Source organism: Streptomyces sp. NPDC052299 (genome assembly GCF_040679335.1).
Taxonomy (GTDB): Bacteria; Actinomycetota; Actinomycetes; order Streptomycetales; family Streptomycetaceae; genus Streptomyces.
This window is the reverse complement of sequence record NZ_JBFAUP010000003.1, coordinates 268,874-284,663: the sequence shown is the minus strand read 5'-3', so window position 1 is coordinate 284,663 and position 15,790 is coordinate 268,874. Positions and strand designations below refer to the sequence as shown.

15 protein-coding genes and 1 pseudogene are annotated in these 15,790 nt (G+C 72.3%); 9 read left to right on the top strand and 7 right to left on the bottom strand.

Annotated features, from left to right (window positions below; translation table 11 throughout):
* Positions 1 to 13: 13 nt before the first annotated feature.
* Entirely contained in the window at positions 14 to 598 is a 585-nt protein-coding gene (locus tag AB0L33_RS06855) for an RDD family protein (RefSeq protein ID WP_365678394.1), read from the bottom strand.
* Positions 599 to 824: 226 nt separating this feature from the next.
* Between AB0L33_RS06855 and AB0L33_RS06850 the strand changes: the two genes are divergently transcribed.
* The 3 genes and pseudogenes from AB0L33_RS06850 (at position 825) to AB0L33_RS06840 (ending at position 3,510) form a co-directional block, all read left to right on the top strand.
* A complete protein-coding gene (locus AB0L33_RS06850) occupies positions 825 to 1,694 on the top strand; it encodes a bifunctional methylenetetrahydrofolate dehydrogenase/methenyltetrahydrofolate cyclohydrolase (protein WP_164399210.1) in 870 nt (289 codons plus the stop codon).
* 70 nt (positions 1,695 to 1,764) lie between these two features.
* Positions 1,765 to 2,160, top strand: a pseudogene (locus AB0L33_RS06845) (DUF3017 domain-containing protein); the annotation flags it as partial.
* A gap of 360 nt (positions 2,161 to 2,520) precedes the next feature.
* Positions 2,521 to 3,510 (top strand): malate dehydrogenase, encoded by a 990-nt coding sequence (locus tag AB0L33_RS06840; protein ID WP_365678392.1) that lies wholly within the window; start codon positions 2,521 to 2,523, stop codon positions 3,508 to 3,510.
* A 75-nt stretch (positions 3,511 to 3,585) separates the two neighbouring features.
* On the opposite strand, the gene AB0L33_RS06835 is transcribed toward AB0L33_RS06840, so the two are convergent.
* Positions 3,586 to 4,308: an isocitrate lyase/phosphoenolpyruvate mutase family protein gene (locus tag AB0L33_RS06835; protein ID WP_365678390.1), complete on the bottom strand. Its 723-nt coding sequence runs from the start codon at positions 4,306 to 4,308 to the stop codon at positions 3,586 to 3,588.
* Positions 4,309 to 4,316: 8 nt separating this feature from the next.
* Entirely contained in the window at positions 4,317 to 4,826 is a 510-nt protein-coding gene (locus AB0L33_RS06830; RefSeq protein WP_365678388.1) for a carboxymuconolactone decarboxylase family protein, read from the bottom strand.
* 47 nt (positions 4,827 to 4,873) lie between these two features.
* Here AB0L33_RS06830 and AB0L33_RS06825 point away from each other — a divergent pair, with 47 nt between their 5' ends.
* On the top strand, positions 4,874 to 6,280 hold the full coding sequence (locus AB0L33_RS06825; RefSeq protein ID WP_365678386.1) for a PLP-dependent aminotransferase family protein: 1,407 nt from the start codon (positions 4,874 to 4,876) through the stop codon (positions 6,278 to 6,280).
* A 42-nt stretch (positions 6,281 to 6,322) separates the two neighbouring features.
* Here the strand turns inward: AB0L33_RS06825 and rocD are convergent, their stop codons facing one another.
* A complete protein-coding gene (rocD, locus tag AB0L33_RS06820) occupies positions 6,323 to 7,528 on the bottom strand; it encodes an ornithine--oxo-acid transaminase (RefSeq protein ID WP_365678384.1) in 1,206 nt (401 codons plus the stop codon).
* Between the two features lie 180 nt (positions 7,529 to 7,708).
* On the opposite strand from rocD, the gene trpS reads away from it, so the two are divergent.
* Both trpS and AB0L33_RS06810 read left to right on the top strand, forming a co-directional pair.
* Positions 7,709 to 8,722, top strand: a complete 1,014-nt coding sequence (gene trpS, locus AB0L33_RS06815) for a tryptophan--tRNA ligase (protein ID WP_365678382.1) — start codon at positions 7,709 to 7,711, stop codon at positions 8,720 to 8,722.
* A 106-nt stretch (positions 8,723 to 8,828) separates the two neighbouring features.
* The gene (locus AB0L33_RS06810; RefSeq protein ID WP_365678380.1) at positions 8,829 to 9,422 is read left to right on the top strand and encodes a 2'-5' RNA ligase family protein; all 594 of its coding nucleotides are present in this window, start codon (positions 8,829 to 8,831) and stop codon (positions 9,420 to 9,422) included.
* 6 nt (positions 9,423 to 9,428) lie between these two features.
* On the opposite strand, the gene AB0L33_RS06805 is transcribed toward AB0L33_RS06810, so the two are convergent.
* Complete coding sequence (locus AB0L33_RS06805; protein ID WP_365678378.1) at positions 9,429 to 10,217, bottom strand: decaprenylphospho-beta-D-erythro-pentofuranosid-2-ulose 2-reductase; 789 nt, start codon at positions 10,215 to 10,217, stop codon at positions 9,429 to 9,431.
* 30 nt (positions 10,218 to 10,247) lie between these two features.
* Positions 10,248 to 11,588 carry an FAD-binding oxidoreductase gene (locus AB0L33_RS06800; RefSeq protein ID WP_365678376.1) on the bottom strand — a complete coding sequence of 447 codons (1,341 nt, stop codon included), beginning with the start codon at positions 11,586 to 11,588 and terminating at the stop codon, positions 10,248 to 10,250.
* 140 nt (positions 11,589 to 11,728) lie between these two features.
* Between AB0L33_RS06800 and AB0L33_RS06795 the strand changes: the two genes are divergently transcribed.
* Complete coding sequence (locus AB0L33_RS06795; RefSeq protein WP_365678374.1) at positions 11,729 to 12,685, top strand: YihY/virulence factor BrkB family protein; 957 nt, start codon at positions 11,729 to 11,731, stop codon at positions 12,683 to 12,685.
* Here AB0L33_RS06795 and AB0L33_RS06790 read toward each other — a convergent pair.
* Positions 12,633 to 13,907 carry a D-alanyl-D-alanine carboxypeptidase gene (locus tag AB0L33_RS06790; protein WP_365678372.1) on the bottom strand — a complete coding sequence of 425 codons (1,275 nt, stop codon included), beginning with the start codon at positions 13,905 to 13,907 and terminating at the stop codon, positions 12,633 to 12,635. The two genes, AB0L33_RS06795 and AB0L33_RS06790, sit on opposite strands and share 53 nt — an antisense overlap.
* 121 nt (positions 13,908 to 14,028) lie before the next feature.
* On the opposite strand from AB0L33_RS06790, the gene AB0L33_RS06785 reads away from it, so the two are divergent.
* Together AB0L33_RS06785 and AB0L33_RS06780 are read left to right on the top strand one after the other, a co-directional pair.
* Complete coding sequence (locus AB0L33_RS06785; RefSeq protein ID WP_073964337.1) at positions 14,029 to 14,274, top strand: SCO4848 family membrane protein; 246 nt, start codon at positions 14,029 to 14,031, stop codon at positions 14,272 to 14,274.
* 65 nt (positions 14,275 to 14,339) lie between these two features.
* On the top strand, positions 14,340 to 15,596 hold the full coding sequence (locus AB0L33_RS06780) for a metallophosphoesterase (RefSeq protein ID WP_365678370.1): 1,257 nt from the start codon (positions 14,340 to 14,342) through the stop codon (positions 15,594 to 15,596).
* Positions 15,597 to 15,790 lie beyond the last annotated feature (194 nt).

Sequence of the window (15,790 nt, the reverse complement as noted above, 5' to 3'; positions counted from 1 at the left end):
GTCCGACGACGGGTCAGCCGACGCGGACCACGACGCTGGAGCAGACCTTGTCCGCGAACGTCTGGTTCTTCGCGTCCCACAGCGGCCACAGCCAGCCGAGGTAGCAGGCGAAGCTGTCCAGGAAGTGGGCGATGTAGCGGACGAAGGCCATGCCGAAGCCGAGCGGCCGGCCGTCCACCTCGCGCAGCAGGCTGATGCCGAGGGCCTTCTTGCCGATCCACTGACCGGTCGTGCCCTCCTTGTACAGCTTGAAGAGGCCGAGGCCGATGCCGACGAGGATGCCGAGCACCAGGATGCCGCTGCCCGCGCCGCCGCCCACGCCCGCGCCGATGCCGATGATCGCGCCGTAGGGGATGCCGATGCAGATGCCGTCGATCAGGATCGCGCCGACGCGCCGCCACCAGCCGGACAGCGGCGGGCGGGCCCCGTAGCCGGGCTGCTGGCCGTAGTCGCCGCCGGGCACCGGCGGGGCCGTCGGATAGCCGTAGCCCTGCTGCGGCACGCCCTGGGGGGCCTGCGGGTAGCCGTAGCCCGGCTGCTGCGGCTGACCGGGCTGCTGCCCGTAGGGGTTGTTCGGGTTCGGGTCGCCGAAGCTCATGGGCGTTCCTCCAACAGACGTACGGGGACGGTGCGGCCGCACGGAGGAAGAGAAAACGACAGCGGTCCAGCCCCCCGGTTACTGCTGCGGCACAGCGGCCTTCATCGTTATAAGCGGTTAGTACGTTTGTCCAGCCGCGGCCCGAGAAGTTGTCCAAGTGCAACCTTGCGTCCACGCCTGGTACCTGATTGGTCCGAGGGCGGGGTCATCCGGGAGTATGGGGACCATGACTGCCCAGATTCTCGATGGCAAGGCCACCGCAGCCGCGATCAAGTCCGATCTGACCGCCCGCGTGGCGGCCCTCAAGGCCCGGGGCGTCACGCCCGGCCTGGGAACCCTGCTGGTCGGGGACGACCCGGGCAGCAGGTGGTACGTGAACGGCAAGCACAAGGACTGCGCCCAGGTCGGCATCGGGTCCATCCAGCGCGAACTCCCCGACACCGCCACCCAGGAGGAGATCGAGGCCGTCGTCCGCGAGCTCAACGCCGACCCCGCCTGCACGGGCTACATCGTGCAGCTTCCCCTGCCCAAGGGCATCGACACCAACCGCGTCCTGGAACTGATGGATCCGGCCAAGGACGCGGACGGCCTCCACCCCATGAACCTCGGCCGCCTCGTGCTCAACGAGACCGGCCCGCTGCCCTGCACCCCGCAGGGCGTCGTCCAGCTCCTGCGCCACCACGGCGTCGAGATCAACGGCGCCCACGTCGTGGTCGTCGGACGCGGTGTCACCATCGGGCGGTCCATCCCGCTGCTGCTCACCCGCAAGTCGGAGAACGCCACGGTGACCCAGTGCCACACCGGCACCCGGGACCTGGCCGCCCACCTGAAGCAGGCCGACATCATCGTCGCCGCCGCGGGCGTGCCGCACATCATCAAGCCCGAGCACGTGAAGCCCGGCGCGGCCGTCCTGGACGTCGGCGTCAGCCGCGACGAGAACGGCAAGATCGTCGGCGACGTCCACCCCGGCGTGGCCGAGGTCGCCGCCTGGATCTCGCCGAACCCGGGCGGTGTCGGCCCGATGACCCGCGCCCAGCTGCTCGTCAACGTGGTCGAGGCCGCCGAGCGCGACGCGGCTGCCGTCTCCGCCGGCTGACCCCGTGGGTGCTGGTACGAGCCCGGACACCGGCTCCACCGAGGCGGCGCCGGCCGCCGCCGCCGAAACGCGGCGGGCCCGGCGGTTCTCGCTGACCCGGGACACCGCGCGGCCCGAGGGCGGCGGGCGGGCGGCCGGCGGGGACGCGCCGGCCCCGGCCCGGCAGTGGCCGCTGCTCGCGGTGCTCTGCACGGCCGGCGCCGGACTGCTGATCGTGGCGGCCGACCCGTTCGAGGAAGCCTTCCGCGTCGGGACGATACTGATCGGCTTCGCCCTCGTGCTGGGCGCGGTCCTGCGCGTGACCGTCCGGTCGGTGGGCATGCTCGCGGTGCGGTCCCGCTTCACCGATCTGGTGACGTACGGCCTGCTCGGCGTCCTCATCGTGCTGCTCGCCCTGGTTGCGCAGCCGGAGCCGTGGCTCGACATCCCGTTCCTGGAGGACGCGGTCCACTTCACGGTCCGCTGACCCGCGCTCCGGGACGGAGCGGAAGAACCGGTGGCCGTCCCCTCCCCCGAGAAGGGACGGACACCGGAGTCGGGGGCAACCCCGGAGCGCGAAGCTCCGGAAGCGGCGGTTGAGCGGCCTTGCCCCGTCCTGCGTCCAGCCTTGTTGACGGCCCTCACCCGTTCAAGGGATGGGTTGCCCCTGTGGCACGGAAGTGACCATTCCGCCATGGTGTGATCGACAGGCAACGGGGGCCGGGCGGCCGTGGGGTTCGGGGTCGGATAGCCTGGCCGACGGATATCTCTTCACATCAAGATTCAGGGAGATGTCCCGCACCAGGGGCCAGGAGCCCGGACCGCCAGCTGTCTAACGGAGATCGCCATGACCCGCACTCCCGTGAATGTCACCGTGACCGGCGCAGCCGGCCAGATCGGCTACGCGCTGCTCTTCCGCATCGCCTCCGGCCACCTGCTCGGCCCGGACGTGCCGGTCAACCTGCGTCTCCTGGAGATCCCCCAGGGGCTGAAGGCCGCCGAGGGCACCGCCATGGAGCTCGACGACTGCGCCTTCCCGCTGCTGCGCGGCATCGAGATCACCGACGACGCGAACGTCGGCTTCGACGGTGCGAACGTCGCCCTCCTCGTCGGCGCCCGCCCCCGCACCAAGGGCATGGAGCGCGGCGACCTGCTCTCCGCCAACGGCGGCATCTTCAAGCCGCAGGGCAAGGCGATCAACGACAACGCCGCGGACGACATCAAGGTCCTCGTCGTCGGCAACCCGGCCAACACCAACGCGCTCATCGCGCAGGCCGCCGCCCCGGACGTCCCGGCCGAGCGCTTCACCGCGATGACCCGCCTGGACCACAACCGCGCGATCTCGCAGCTGGCCGCCAAGACCGGCGCCGCCGTCTCCGACATCAAGAAGCTGACGATCTGGGGCAACCACTCGGCCACCCAGTACCCGGACATCTTCCACGCCGAGGTCGCCGGCAAGAACGCCGCCGAGCTGGTCAACGACGAGGCGTGGCTGGCCGACTCCTTCATCCCGACCGTGGCCAAGCGCGGCGCCGCGATCATCGAGGCCCGTGGCGCGTCCTCCGCCGCCTCCGCCGCCAACGCCGCCATCGACCACGTGTACACCTGGGTCAACGGCACCGCCGAGGGCGACTGGACCTCCATGGGCATCCCGTCGGACGGCTCCTACGGCGTGCCCGAGGGCATCATCTCGTCCTTCCCGGTCACCACGAAGGACGGCACGTACGAGATCGTCCAGGGCCTGGACATCAACGAGTTCTCCCGTGCGCGCATCGACGCCTCGGTCAAGGAGCTCACCGAGGAGCGCGACGCGGTCCGCGAGCTCGGCCTCATCTGAGACACCGCCCCCAGGGGCACACACCACGCCCCCGGCAGCCGCAGCGCTGCCGGGGGCGTCGTGCTCGTCACGCGGTCAGAGGCCGGCCGCGATCTCCCGCACCGCGGCCGTGGCCCTGCGCTGGAGCCCCGGGCCGAAGGTGATCCGGGTCGCCCCGAGCTCACCGAGGCGGCCCGGCCCCGGCCCGCCCGGGCGGGCCAGCGCGTTCAGCGGCAGCCCGGGCAGCGCACCGGCCAGCGGCCCGAACGCCTCGGGCGGGGCCAGGATCGGGTAGACGCAGTCCGCGCCCGCGGCCGCGTAGAGCCGCGCCCGGCGCAGGGTCTCCGCCGCCGGGTCCACCCCGTCCGGGACGCCCGTGACGTACGTGTCGATCCGGGCGTTCACGAAGAGCGCGTCCCCGGCCGCCGCCCGCACCGCGGCCAGCCGGTCCGCCTGGGCCCCGGCGTCCAGCAGGACCCCGTCCACCGTGTCCTCCAGGTTGCAGCCGACCGCCCCGGTCGCCAGCAGCCGCTCCACCAGCTCGCCGGGTGCCAGCCCGTATCCGGCCTCGACATCGGCGGAGACCGGTACGGGGACCGCCCGGGCGATCCGCGCCACCGCCGCGAACATCTCGTCGGCGGGCGTCGAGCCGTCCTCGTAACCCAGGGACGCGGCGACCCCCGCGCTCGGCGTGGCGAGCGCGGGGAAGCCGGCCTCCGCGAAGACACGGGCGCTCGCGGCGTCCCACGGGCCGGGGAGGACCAGCGGGTCGCCGGGGGCGCGGCCGTGGTGCAGGGCCCGCAGGCCCGACGCGGTCACCGGGCCGCTCAGCCGTGGTCGCCGGGCGTGTAGTGGCCCGGCACCATGCGGGTGGACACGGCGAAGCGGTTCCAGGCGTTGATCGTGATGATCGCGGCGATGAGGTGGGCCAGCTCCTCCTCGCCGAAGTGCTTCGCGGCCCGTGCGTACACCTCGTCCGGCACGAAGCCGTCGGTCAGCACGGTCACCGCCTCGGTCAGCTCGATCGCGGCGATCTCCTTCGGCGTGTAGAAGTGCTGCGACTCCTCCCACGCGCTGAGCTGGACGATCCGCTGCACGGACTCGCCCGCCGCGAGCGCGTCCTTGGTGTGCATGTCCAGGCAGAACGCGCAGTGGTTGAGCTGCGAGGAGCGGATCTTCACCAGCTCGCCGATGACCGGGTCGAGGCCCTTGCGGGAGGCGGCGTCCAGACGGGCCATCGCCTTGTAGACGTCGGGGGCGTGCTGCGCCCAGGCCAGGCGCGGGGTGTGCTCGGGGCAGTGGCCGGAGGTGTCGGTGCTGTTCTCGTTCGTCGTCATGCCCTCAACGTTACGGGGGGAATGGCGCACCGGTATGGTCCATTCGCATGACAGACGACTGGGCCACTTTCGGTGCCGACCTCCACATTGACCCGACCGGGTCGACCGGTCTGCGAGCCGGTCTGATGGACGCCCTGCGCGAGGCCGTCCGCACCGGCCGGCTGACCCCCGGCACCCGCCTGCCGTCCTCCCGCACCCTCGCCGCCGACCTCGGCATCGCCCGCAACACCGTCGCCGACGCCTACGCGGAGCTCGTCGCCGAGGGCTGGCTCACCGCCCGCCAGGGCTCCGGCACCCGGGTGGCCCGCCGCGCCGACCCCCGGCCGGTGACGGCGCCCGAGGCCCCGCCCGCCAGGCCGCCGCGCGGCGCACCGGCGTACAACCTCAAGCCGGGCACCCCGGACCTCGCCACCTTCCCGCGCGCCGAGTGGCTGAAGGCCGCCCGGCGCGCCCTGTCCGCCGCGCCGAACGACGCCTTCGGCTACGGCGACCCGCGCGGCCGGATCGAGCTGCGCACCGTCCTCGCCGAATACCTCGCCCGGGCGCGCGGGGTGTACGCCGACCCGGACCGGATCATCGTCTGCTCCGGATTCGTGCACGCCCTGATGCTGCTCGGCAAGGTGCTGCGGCGGCGCCGGGTGCGGGAGGTGGCCGTGGAGTCGTACGGCCTCGGCGTCCACACCCGCCTGCTCACCGATGCCGGGCTGCGCATCCCCTGCGTGCCGCTGGACGAGCTCGGCACCCGGACCGGCGAGCTGCACGCCCTGCGCCACGCGGGCGCGGTCCTGCTGACCCCGGCGCACCAGTTCCCCACCGGGGTCCCGCTCCACCCGGACCGCCGGGCGGCGGCCGTCGACTGGGCCCGGGCCACCGGAGGGCTGATCCTGGAGGACGACTACGACGGCGAGTTCCGGTACGACCGCCAGCCGGTCGGCGCCCTCCAGGGCCTGGACCCGGAACGCGTCGTCTACCTGGGCACCGCCAGCAAGTCCCTGGCACCGGGGCTGCGGCTCGGCTGGATGGTGGTACCGCGCGCCCTGGCCGCCGAGGTCGCCGCGGCGAAGGGGGTGAGCGACTGGGCGCCGGGCGCGCTGGACCAGCTGACGCTCGCGGAGTTCATGGCCTCCGGTGCCTACGACCGGCACGTGCGGTCCATGCGGCTGCGCTACCGCAACCGCCGCGACCAGCTCGTCGCGGCCCTCGCCGAGCGCGCCCCGCACATCCGGGTCAGCGGGATCGCCGCCGGGCTGCACGCCGTCCTCGAACTCCCGGAGGGCGGCGAGGCCGAGGCGATCCGGGCGGCGGCCTGGCAGGGCCTCGCGGTGGAGGGCCTGGCCTTCTTCCGCCACCCGGACGCCGACCTGAGGCGCGAGGCGCTGGTCATCGGCTACGGCACCCCGACGGACAGCGCGTGGACCGGCGCGCTGGAGGCGCTGCTGCGGGTGCTGGACTGAGGGCGGGCGCAGGCGGCCTTCCGGTCCGCGCCCGCCCCGGTCTCAGCCCCGCAGGACCTCCCGCAGCTGCTCAAGGCCCCAGTCCAGGTCCTCCTTGCCGATCACCAGCGGCGGCGCGATCCGGATCGTGGAGCCGTGGGTGTCCTTCACCAGGACCCGGCGCTCCAGCAGCCGCTCGGAGATCTCGCGGCCCGTGCCCAGCTCCGGTTCGATGTCCACGCCCGCCCACAGCCCGCGTCCCCGGACGGCCTGCACCGTGCCCGCGCCCACCAGGAGACCCAGCTCGCGGTGGAGGTGGTCGCCGAGCTCGGCCGCGCGCTGCTGGTACTCGCCGGTGCTCAGCATGTCGATGACCTCCAGCGCCACCGCGCAGGCCAGCGGGTTCCCGCCGAAGGTCGAGCCGTGCTCCCCGGGGCGGTACACCCCGAGCACGGCCGCCGACGACACCACGGCCGACACCGGCACCACGCCGCCGCCGAGCGCCTTGCCCAGCAGGTACACGTCGGGGACGACGTCCTCGTGCTCGCAGGCGAAGGTCTTCCCGGTCCGGCCCAGACCGGACTGGATCTCGTCGGCGATGAACAGCACGTTCCGTTCACGCGTCAGCTCCCGCACCCCGGCCAGATAGCCGGGCGGCGGGACCAGCACGCCCGCCTCGCCCTGGATCGGCTCGATGAGCACGGCCACGGTGTTCTCCGTCATGGCCTCGCGCATCGCGGTGAGATCCCCGTACGGCACGATCTCGAAACCGGGGGTGTACGGGCCGAAGTCGGCGCGCGCCTCCGGGTCCGTGGAGAAGCTGATGACCGTGGTCGTGCGGCCGTGGAAGTTGTCGGCGGCGACGATGATCTTCGCCATGCCGTCCGGGACGCCCTTGACCCGGTAGCCCCACTTGCGGGCGGTCTTCACCGCCGTCTCGACGGCCTCCGCCCCGGTGTTCATCGGGAGCACCATCTCCATGCCGCACAGCTCCGCCAGGCGCGTACAGAAGTCCGCGAAGCGGTCGTGGTGGAAGGCCCGGGAGGTGAGCGTCACCCGTTCGAGCTGGGCCCGCGCCGCGTCGATCAGCCGGCGGTTGCCGTGGCCGAAATTGAGCGCCGAGTATCCGGCGAGCATGTCGAGGTAGCGGCGGCCCTCGACATCGGTCATCCAGGCCCCGTCCGCCGTGGCGACGACGACGGGCAGCGGGTGGTAGTTGTGCGCGCTGTGCGCCTCGGCGGAGGCGATGGCGTTTTCCGTGGTCGACACGGGATCTCCGATCGTCGTGCGGTGTGAGCCGGGGTTGGGCCCACTTTGTATCGTCGGTCGGTTCGTCCGCGAGGAAACCTTCGGTTCACGGCGCGCCCGCGCATTCCGCGGCGGAAGCCCGTCGGGCGATTCCTCCACCGGCTGCCCGGGAAGGGCCCCGCACCTGAGACAATGAGCCCCATGGCCTCTGAACGTCCCCGCGTGCTCTCCGGAATCCAGCCCACCTCCGGCTCGTTCCACCTCGGCAACTACCTCGGCGCCGTCCGCCAGTGGGTGGCCCTGCAGGAGTCCCACGACGCCTTCTACATGGTGGTCGACCTGCACGCCATCACCGTCGCGCAGGACCCCGCGCAGCTGCGGGCCAACACCCGGTTCGCCGTGGCCCAGCTGCTGGCCGCCGGGGTCGACCCCGAGCGCTGCACGCTGTTCATCCAGAGCCACGTGCCGGAGCACGCCCAGCTGGGCTGGGTCATGAACTGCCTGGCCGGGTTCGGCGAGGCGTCCCGCATGACGCAGTTCAAGGACAAGTCCGCCCGGCACGGCGCCGACCGCACCACGGTCGGCCTCTTCACCTACCCGATGCTGATGGTCGCCGACATCCTGCTCTACCAGGCCGACCAGGTCCCGGTGGGCGAGGACCAGCGCCAGCACCTGGAGCTGACCCGTAATCTCGCCGAGCGGTTCAACAGCACCTACGGCGAGACCTTCACCGTCCCGGACCCGTACATCCTCAAGGAGACGGCGAAGATCTACGACCTCCAGGACCCGTCCTCGAAGATGAGCAAGTCGACGGCGAACCCCAAGGGTCTGATCAACCTCCTGGACGAGCCGAAGACCACCGCCAAGAAGGTGAAGAGCGCCGTCACCGACACCGACACGGTGATCCGCTTCGACCGGGCCGAGAAGCCCGGCGTCAGCAACCTGCTCACCATCTACTCGACGCTCACCGGTGCCTCCGTGCCGGAGCTGGAGCAGAAGTACGAGGGCAAGGGCTACGGCGCGCTGAAGACGGACCTGGCCGACGTCATGGTCGACTTCGTCACACCGTTCCGCACGAAGACGCAGGAATACCTGGACGACCCGGAGACGCTGGACTCCATCCTGGCCGAGGGTGCCGAGAAGGCGCGGGCCGTGGCCGCCGAGACCCTGGCGCTCACCTACGACCGGATGGGCCTTCTGCCCGCCAAGCACTGAGTCCAAGGACCCTGGCGGCGGAGGGCTCGCAGGCGGCACACTTGCGGCGTGATGCTTGCGGCCGTCAGTGGCTGAAAACAGACCACCGAGGATTGAGGAGAACGACGTGGGGACCGTAACGCTCGGCGTTTCGATCGCGGTCCCGGAGCCCTACGGCAGCCTGCTCCAGGAGCGCCGCGCGAGCTTCGGGGACCCTGCCGCACACGGCATTCCCACCCACGTCACCCTCCTGCCGCCGACCGAGGCCCTGGCGGCCGACCTGCCCGCGATCGAGGCGCACCTCGCCTCGATCGCGACCGGCGGCCGGCCCTTCCCGATGCGGCTGTCCGGCACGGGCACCTTCCGCCCGCTGTCGCCGGTCGTCTTCGTCCAGGTGGTCGAGGGCGCCTCGGCCTGCTCCTGGCTCCAGAAGCGGGTGCGGGACGCCTCCGGGCCCCTGGTCCGCGAGCTCCAGTTCCCGTACCACCCGCACGTGACCGTCGCCCACGACATCTCCGAAGCGGCGATGGACCGGGCGTACGAGGAGCTCGCCGACTACGAGGCGTCCTGGATCTGCGGCTCCTTCGCGCTGTACGAGCAGGGCCGCCTGGACCGCGTCTGGCGCAAGATCAACGAGTTCCCGTTCGGCGCGGGCGGCACCGGCCCCGCGGTCCCCGCGCAGAGCGGCAGCACCCTGGACGCCCCCTCGCTGCACCCGTAGCGCCCGTCACACCGGCAGCCGCCGGAACAGCGGCCGGGGCACGTGGCGCAGCGCGGACATCACCGCGCGCAGCGCCCCCGGCACCCACACCGTCTCCTGGCGCCTCCGCAGCCCGGTCACGATCGCGTCCGCCACCGCACCCGGCGTCGTCACCAGCGGCGTCCGGGTGAACGGGATCGTCGCCAGCGGCCCTCCGGCCTCCCGCACCCCCGCCGCGTCCGGCACCACCGGCCCGGGCCGCACCACCATCACGTGCACCCCCGTGCCGTGCAGCGCGTCGCCGAGGCCCTGCGTGAAGACGTCCAGGCCCGCCTTGCTCGACCCGTAGATGAAGTCCGCCCGCCGGGCCCGCTCACCGGCCACCGAGGACAGCACCACCAGCGAACCGTGCCCCTGCGCCTGGAGCGCGCCCGCGCACACCAGACCGGCGGAGACCGCGCCGGTGTAGTTCGTCTGCGCCACCCGGACCGCCGCGAGCGGTTCCTCCTCGTCGCGCCCCTGGTCGCCCGGGATGCCGAAGGCGAGCAGCACCATGTCGATGTCGCCCTCGGCGAAGACCTTGCCGAGGACCGTCTCGTGGGACTTGGTGTCCAGCGCGTCGAACGCCACGGTCTGCACGTACGCCCCCCGGTGGCGCAGGTCCTCCGCCGCGGCCTCCAGGGCGGGCGAGGGGCGGCCGGCCAGCCAGACCGTGCGGGTGCGGTGGGCGATCAGGCGGCGTGCGGTGGCGAGCCCGATCTCCGACGTGCCGCCGAGGACGAGCAGGGACTGCGGGGCACCGAAGGCATCCTTCACGGGAACGCTCCTTGCAGGGAAGAGGGGGATCTACAGCGACAGCCGGCGGGACAGGTCCGAGCGGAACGCCCCGTTCGGGTCCAGTTCGGCCCGCAGCGCCCGGAAGTCGGGCAGCCGCGGGTACATCGCGGCGAGCGCGCCGGGGCGCAGCCGGGCGTCCTCGGTCAGGGAGACGCGCCCGCCCGCCGCCGCCACCTCCTCGTCCAGCGAGTCGAGGAAGCGGGCCAGCCCCGGCAGACCGGCCGGCAGATCGAGGGAGAGGTGCCAGCCGGGCGCCGGGAACGACAGCCAGCCGGGGCCGCCCTCGCCGCACCGCCTGAGCACCGCCCGGAAGGACGGGCAGCGGCTGCGGGCGATGCGCCCGACGATCCGCCGCAGCGTCTCCTCCTGTCCGTGCCCGACCAGGAACGCGTAGTGGATGCGGCCGCCGGTGGGCGAGACGCGGTTGCTGTGCGGCCGGGCGTCCAAGGAGCGGAAGAAGGCGCCGAGCGGCTGGAGTTCGCCGGTGCGGGACCGGGGCGCGGAGCGGTAGCCGAGCTCGTTGAGCGCCGTGGCGGACAGCCGGCCGAAGAGGCGGGGCAGCAGCGGCAGCGCGGCGGGGCGGCGCGTCGGGCCGAGGGCGAGCGCGGTGCGCCGGGCGTGCGCCGGGAGCGCCCGCACCGGGACGTGGTCCGCGCGGACCAGGACCCCCCGGCCGGTGGCCCGGCCCCGCGCGGTGAGGTCGATCCGGGCGTACTCGTACGGGCGGTGGCCGCGCGCCATCCGGCCCAGCAGGTCGTCCAGGCCGGACGCCCGCTCGGTGTCGACCGACATCAGCGCCGTAGTGACGGGCCGGAACCGGAGCGTGGCCGAGAGGATGACCCCGGTCAGACCGAGGCCGCCGGTGGTCGCGTCGAAGAGCGGGGTGCCCGGGCGCACCGTACGCACCTCGCCGTCGGCGGTGAGCAGCGTGAACTCCGTGACGTGGCGCGAGAAGGAGCCGGCCGCACGGTGGTTGTCGCCGTGCGCGTCCGAACCGATCGCGCCGCCCACCGTGACGTATCGGCCGCCGGGCACCACCGGCGGGAACCAGCCGAGCGGCAGCATCACCTCGCGCAGCTGGTGCAGCGTCGTGCCCGCGTCGCAGACCACCAGGCCGGCCGCCGCGTCGATCGTCCGGACGCGGTCCAGCGCCGTCATGTCGAGGACCGAACCCCCGGCGTTCTGCGCCGCGTCGCCGTGCGTCCGGCCCAGGCCCCTGGCGATCGAGCCGCGCGGACCGCAGCCCACCACGGTCGCCGCGGCCTCCTCGTAACTACGGGGGCGGAAACGGAGCGCGGTCGTCGGGGCGGTGCGGCCCCAGCCGGTCAGGGACACGGTGTCGACAGACATGAGGGTGACCGTATCGCCCGAGATAACACCTTTGAGGGATTTGTTACAACACTCACCGAAATGGGTGATTGAGGGCCCGTTATCTCCTCCACCTCGCACCGGGCTTCGGTTTTCGCGCGCCGGAGGGGTAGCAGTGACCCATGGACTGGCTGAAAAAACTCCCCGTCATCGGGCCACTCGTCTCCCGGCTGATGGAGACGCACGCCTGGCGCAGTTACGAGACGCTGGTGCGGGTCCACTGGGCCCGGCTGGCCGCGGCCATCACGTTCATCAGCTTCCTCGCGCTCTTCCCGCTGATCGCGGTCGGCGCGGCGATCGGTGCCGCGCTGCTCACCGACAAGCAGCTGGACAAGATCGAGGACAAGCTCGCCGAGCAGGTGCCCGGCATCTCCGACCAGCTCGGCATCGACAACCTGGTCGCCCACGCGGGGACGATCGGTCTGGTGGCGGGTGCGCTGCTGCTCTTCACCGGTATCGGCTGGATCGGCTCGATGCGGGACTGCCTGCGCGCGGTCTGGGAGATGGACGACCTGGACGAGGGCAATCCGGTCCTGCGCAAACTCAAGGACGCCGGGGTGCTGTTCGGACTGGGCGGCGCCGCCCTGGTGACCTTCGCGATCTCCTCGGTCGGCTCGGTCGCCGTCGGCCGGGTCGCCGACCTGCTCAGCATTCCCGAGAACGGGGCGGGCGGGGTGCTGCTGCGGATCGCCGCCCTGCTGGTGGGGGTGGCGGCGGACTTCCTGCTGCTGCTCTACCTGCTGACGATGCTTCCCGGCGTCGAACCGCCGCGCCGCAGGCTGATGGTGGCCGCGCTGCTCGGCGCGGTTGGGTTCGAACTCCTCAAGCTGCTGCTCGGCAGCTATATGCGGGGCGTCGCGTCCAAGAGCATGTACGGCGCCTTCGGGGTGCCGATCGCCCTGCTGCTGTGGATCAACTTCACGGCGAAGCTGCTGCTGTTCTGCGCCGCCTGGACGGCGACGCCGGGCAAGGAGGACGAACCGGCGGCGGACGCGGAGGGGGGCTCCACGCTCGCCGCCCGGCGCGTCACGGGCGAGGACGGCGACGCATCAGGTCCGGCAGCGGCCAGCGCCGGTTGACCAGGAACACCGCGCCGGCCAGCAGGACCAGCACCCCGCCGACGATGCCCAGCGCGATCCCGACCCCGCTGGAGCCGTCGGTGGCCGCCGCGGCCCGCGCGGCCTTGTCCGCTCCGTGACTGCCCTTGTCCGTGTCCGCGGTGTCCGCCTCGGCGCCCTTGCCCGCCCCGGCGGTGTCCGCGCCGTCGCCGGTGACCGCGGACTTCGGCGGGACCAGCTCACCGACCGGGGTGACCTTGCCGGTCGCGGCGAACCCCCAGTCCAGGAGCCGGGCCGCCTCCTTGTACACGGCGTGCGTCTCGTCGTCGTCCGGGTGCATGACGGTGACCAGGAGGACCTTGCCGCCCTGCTCGGCGACACCGGTGAAGGTGTTGCCGGCGTGCGAGGTGTAGCCGTTCTTGACGCCCGCGATGCCCTTGTACGGGGCGACGCCGTCGGCCCCGGTGAGCAGCCGGTTGGTGTTCTGGATGCCGAAGGTCTCGCGCTTCTTGCCCTTCTTCTTCTCACCGGGGAACTGCGCGTCGGCGGTGGAGCAGTACTCCCGGAAGTCCGCGTTCTGGAGCCCGTCGCGGGCGAAGAGCGAGAGGTCGTACGCGCTGGAGACCTGCTCGGGCGCGTCGTACCCGTCGGGCGAGACCACGTTCGTGTCGAGCGCCTGGAGCTCCTCCGCGCGGTCCCGCATGGCCTGGACGGCCTTGGGCACACCGCCGTACATCGAGGACAGCACGTGCACCGCGTCGTTCCCCGAGCGGAGGAAGACCCCGAGCCACAGGTCGTGCACCGTGTAGCTGTGGTCCTCCTTGATGCCGACGAGGCTGCTGCCCTCGCCCATGCCCGCGAGGTCCTCGTCCTTCACCGTGTACTCCCGCGTCTTCGGCAGGAGCGCCGGGTCGTCGAGGAGCGTGTCCGCGAAGAGCATCTTCAGCGTGGACGCCGGGGGGAGCCGCCAGTGCGCGTTGTGCGCGGCGAGCACCTCGCCGGTCTCCGCGTCCGAGACCATCCACGACCGGCCCGTCAGCTTCTTGGGCAGCACCGGGGCACCGGGCCCGAGGTTGACCTGGGTGCCGGACCGCCCCAGCTGCGCGCCGCCGATCTGCGACATGGTCGCCGGAGGCTTGGGGGCGTCGTCGTCCCCGTCGGCCGCCGAGGCGGGCGTGACGACAAAAGCGGACAGCAGGGCGGCAGAGGTGACCGCCAACGCGGCCTTCTTGAGAGCTGGCACGGTCGAAAACGTACATGCAGTTGATGTGAATATATGTACCGGCGGTGTGACCCGCCGGGCCGAACGCCGGGACGGACCACCCCGCCCGAGCCGCCCGGAGCGCGGCGGTGATACTGAATCCATGAAGCTCAGCCGCCCGGTCTCCTGGTTCCTGCTCGCCTTCGGGGCGTGGTCTTGGGTCATCTGGGTCACCTTCGTGAAAAATCTCTGGAAGGACGGCAGCGGCCTCGCCTTCGACGACGCCGGTGACCCGACCGCGTACTTCTGGGTGCATCTGCTGCTCGCCATCACGTCCTTTCTCCTGGGGACGGCCGTGGGCTGGATCGGGTTCCGGGGCGTCAGGGCCCTGCGCGCCGAGAAGGCTTGAAATCACTGGTCTCGGCCGGGACCTGAATCGGGTGCAACCGGGACGAACAGGGCGGGGGGACGGGCATGCGGGTCGTGGGGGCCGTGCTGGCGGTGCTTGCCGTGCTCGCCCTGCTCGTGGCCGTGCACCGCTATGTGTGGCGCCGGCTCGTCGGTGACACGACGAGCCAGGGCAGCCCGTGGCGCAGGGCCGGCACGATCGCCGCGTACGCGCTGCCGCTGCTCAGCGTCGGGGCCCTCGTCGCCGGGCCCGCGGGCGCGCCCTTCCCGGTCCAGCGGATGCTGGCCTGGCCGGGCTACCTCTGGCTCGCCGCGCTGCTCTATCTGACCCTCGCCCTGCTCGTCGGCGAGGCCGTACGGCCCCTGCTGCGCCGGTGGCTCGCGCGCCGGGCGGCGCCCGTACGGGAATCCGCGCCGGAACCGGTGCCGGTCCCCGTACCGGCAGCCGCGGCGGAGTCCGCGCCCGCACCGGAGGCCGCCGCGCCCGCGCTCCCCGCCCCGTCGCGGCGGCTGTTCGTGGCGCGGGCGGTCGGGGGTGCCGCCGCCGTCGCCGGGCTCGGGACCGTGGGTTACGGGACGTACGGCGTGCTGCGCGGGCCCCGGGTCAAGCGGGTCACCGTGCCGCTCGCCCGGCTGCCGAGGTCCGCCCACGGTTTCCGTATCGCCGTCGTCAGCGACATTCACCTCGGACCGATCCTGGGGCGCGCCCACACGCAGCGGATCGTGGACGCGGTCAACCGGACCCAGCCCGACCTCGTCGCGGTCGTCGGCGATCTGGTCGACGGCTCGGTCGCCGATCTCGGCCCGGCCGCCGAACCGCTCGCCGGCCTGCGCGCCCGGCACGGCGCGTTCTTTGTCACCGGCAATCACGAGTACTACTCCGGCGCCGCCCAATGGGTTGATCACGTACGGGAATTGGGGTTGCACCCGCTGGAGAACGCCCGGGTGGAGACCGGCGGTTTCGATCTTGCCGGGGTCAATGACATCGCCGGCGAGAGCGAAGGGCAGGGCCCGGATTTCGCCCGAGCCCTCGGCGACCGCGACCCCGCCCGCGCGGTCGTGCTCATGGCGCACCAGCCCGTGGTGATCGACGAGGCCGTCGAGCACGGTGTGGACCTGCAGCTGTCCGGGCACACCCACGGCGGTCAGTTGTGGCCGGGCAACTACGTCGCGGAGCTGTCCAACCCGACCGTCGCAGGGCTCGAACGCTACGGTGACACCCAGCTCTACGTCACCCGGGGCGCCGGAGCCTGGGGTCCGCCCGTGCGGGTCGGCGCGCCGTCCGACATCACCGTTGTCGAGCTCGCCTCCCGGCAGGCGTAATCACCCTCGTGCGCACGCGAAATGGCGAAACGGGTGACCGTTCGGGGACCCTCTGTATTCGCTCTAAGCGCCAAGGTTTCGACTGACAAACAATTGGCTATGACCCTCTGATCTCCCCTTCCAGATGTGAAAATCGTGTGATTTGCTTGGCGCGAACGTGCGGTGATCTGCGTATCTGAGCGCGACACCGAGGT

Bases quoted from the DNA above. Each gene is read 5' to 3' on its own strand.
- AB0L33_RS06855 (WP_365678394.1), bottom strand. From the start codon at position 598: ATGAGCTTCGGCGACCCGAACCCGAACAACCCCTACGGGCAGCAGCCC.
- AB0L33_RS06850 (WP_164399210.1), top strand. From the start codon at position 825: ATGACTGCCCAGATTCTCGATGGCAAGGCCACCGCAGCCGCGATCAAG.
- AB0L33_RS06840 (WP_365678392.1), top strand. From the start codon at position 2,521: ATGACCCGCACTCCCGTGAATGTCACCGTGACCGGCGCAGCCGGCCAG.
- AB0L33_RS06830 (WP_365678388.1), bottom strand. From the start codon at position 4,826: ATGACGACGAACGAGAACAGCACCGACACCTCCGGCCACTGCCCCGAG.
- AB0L33_RS06825 (WP_365678386.1), top strand. From the start codon at position 4,874: ATGACAGACGACTGGGCCACTTTCGGTGCCGACCTCCACATTGACCCG.
- trpS (WP_365678382.1), top strand. From the start codon at position 7,709: ATGGCCTCTGAACGTCCCCGCGTGCTCTCCGGAATCCAGCCCACCTCC.
- AB0L33_RS06800 (WP_365678376.1), bottom strand. From the start codon at position 11,588: ATGTCTGTCGACACCGTGTCCCTGACCGGCTGGGGCCGCACCGCCCCG.
- AB0L33_RS06795 (WP_365678374.1), top strand. From the start codon at position 11,729: ATGGACTGGCTGAAAAAACTCCCCGTCATCGGGCCACTCGTCTCCCGG.
- AB0L33_RS06785 (WP_073964337.1), top strand. From the start codon at position 14,029: ATGAAGCTCAGCCGCCCGGTCTCCTGGTTCCTGCTCGCCTTCGGGGCG.
- AB0L33_RS06780 (WP_365678370.1), top strand. From the start codon at position 14,340: ATGCGGGTCGTGGGGGCCGTGCTGGCGGTGCTTGCCGTGCTCGCCCTG.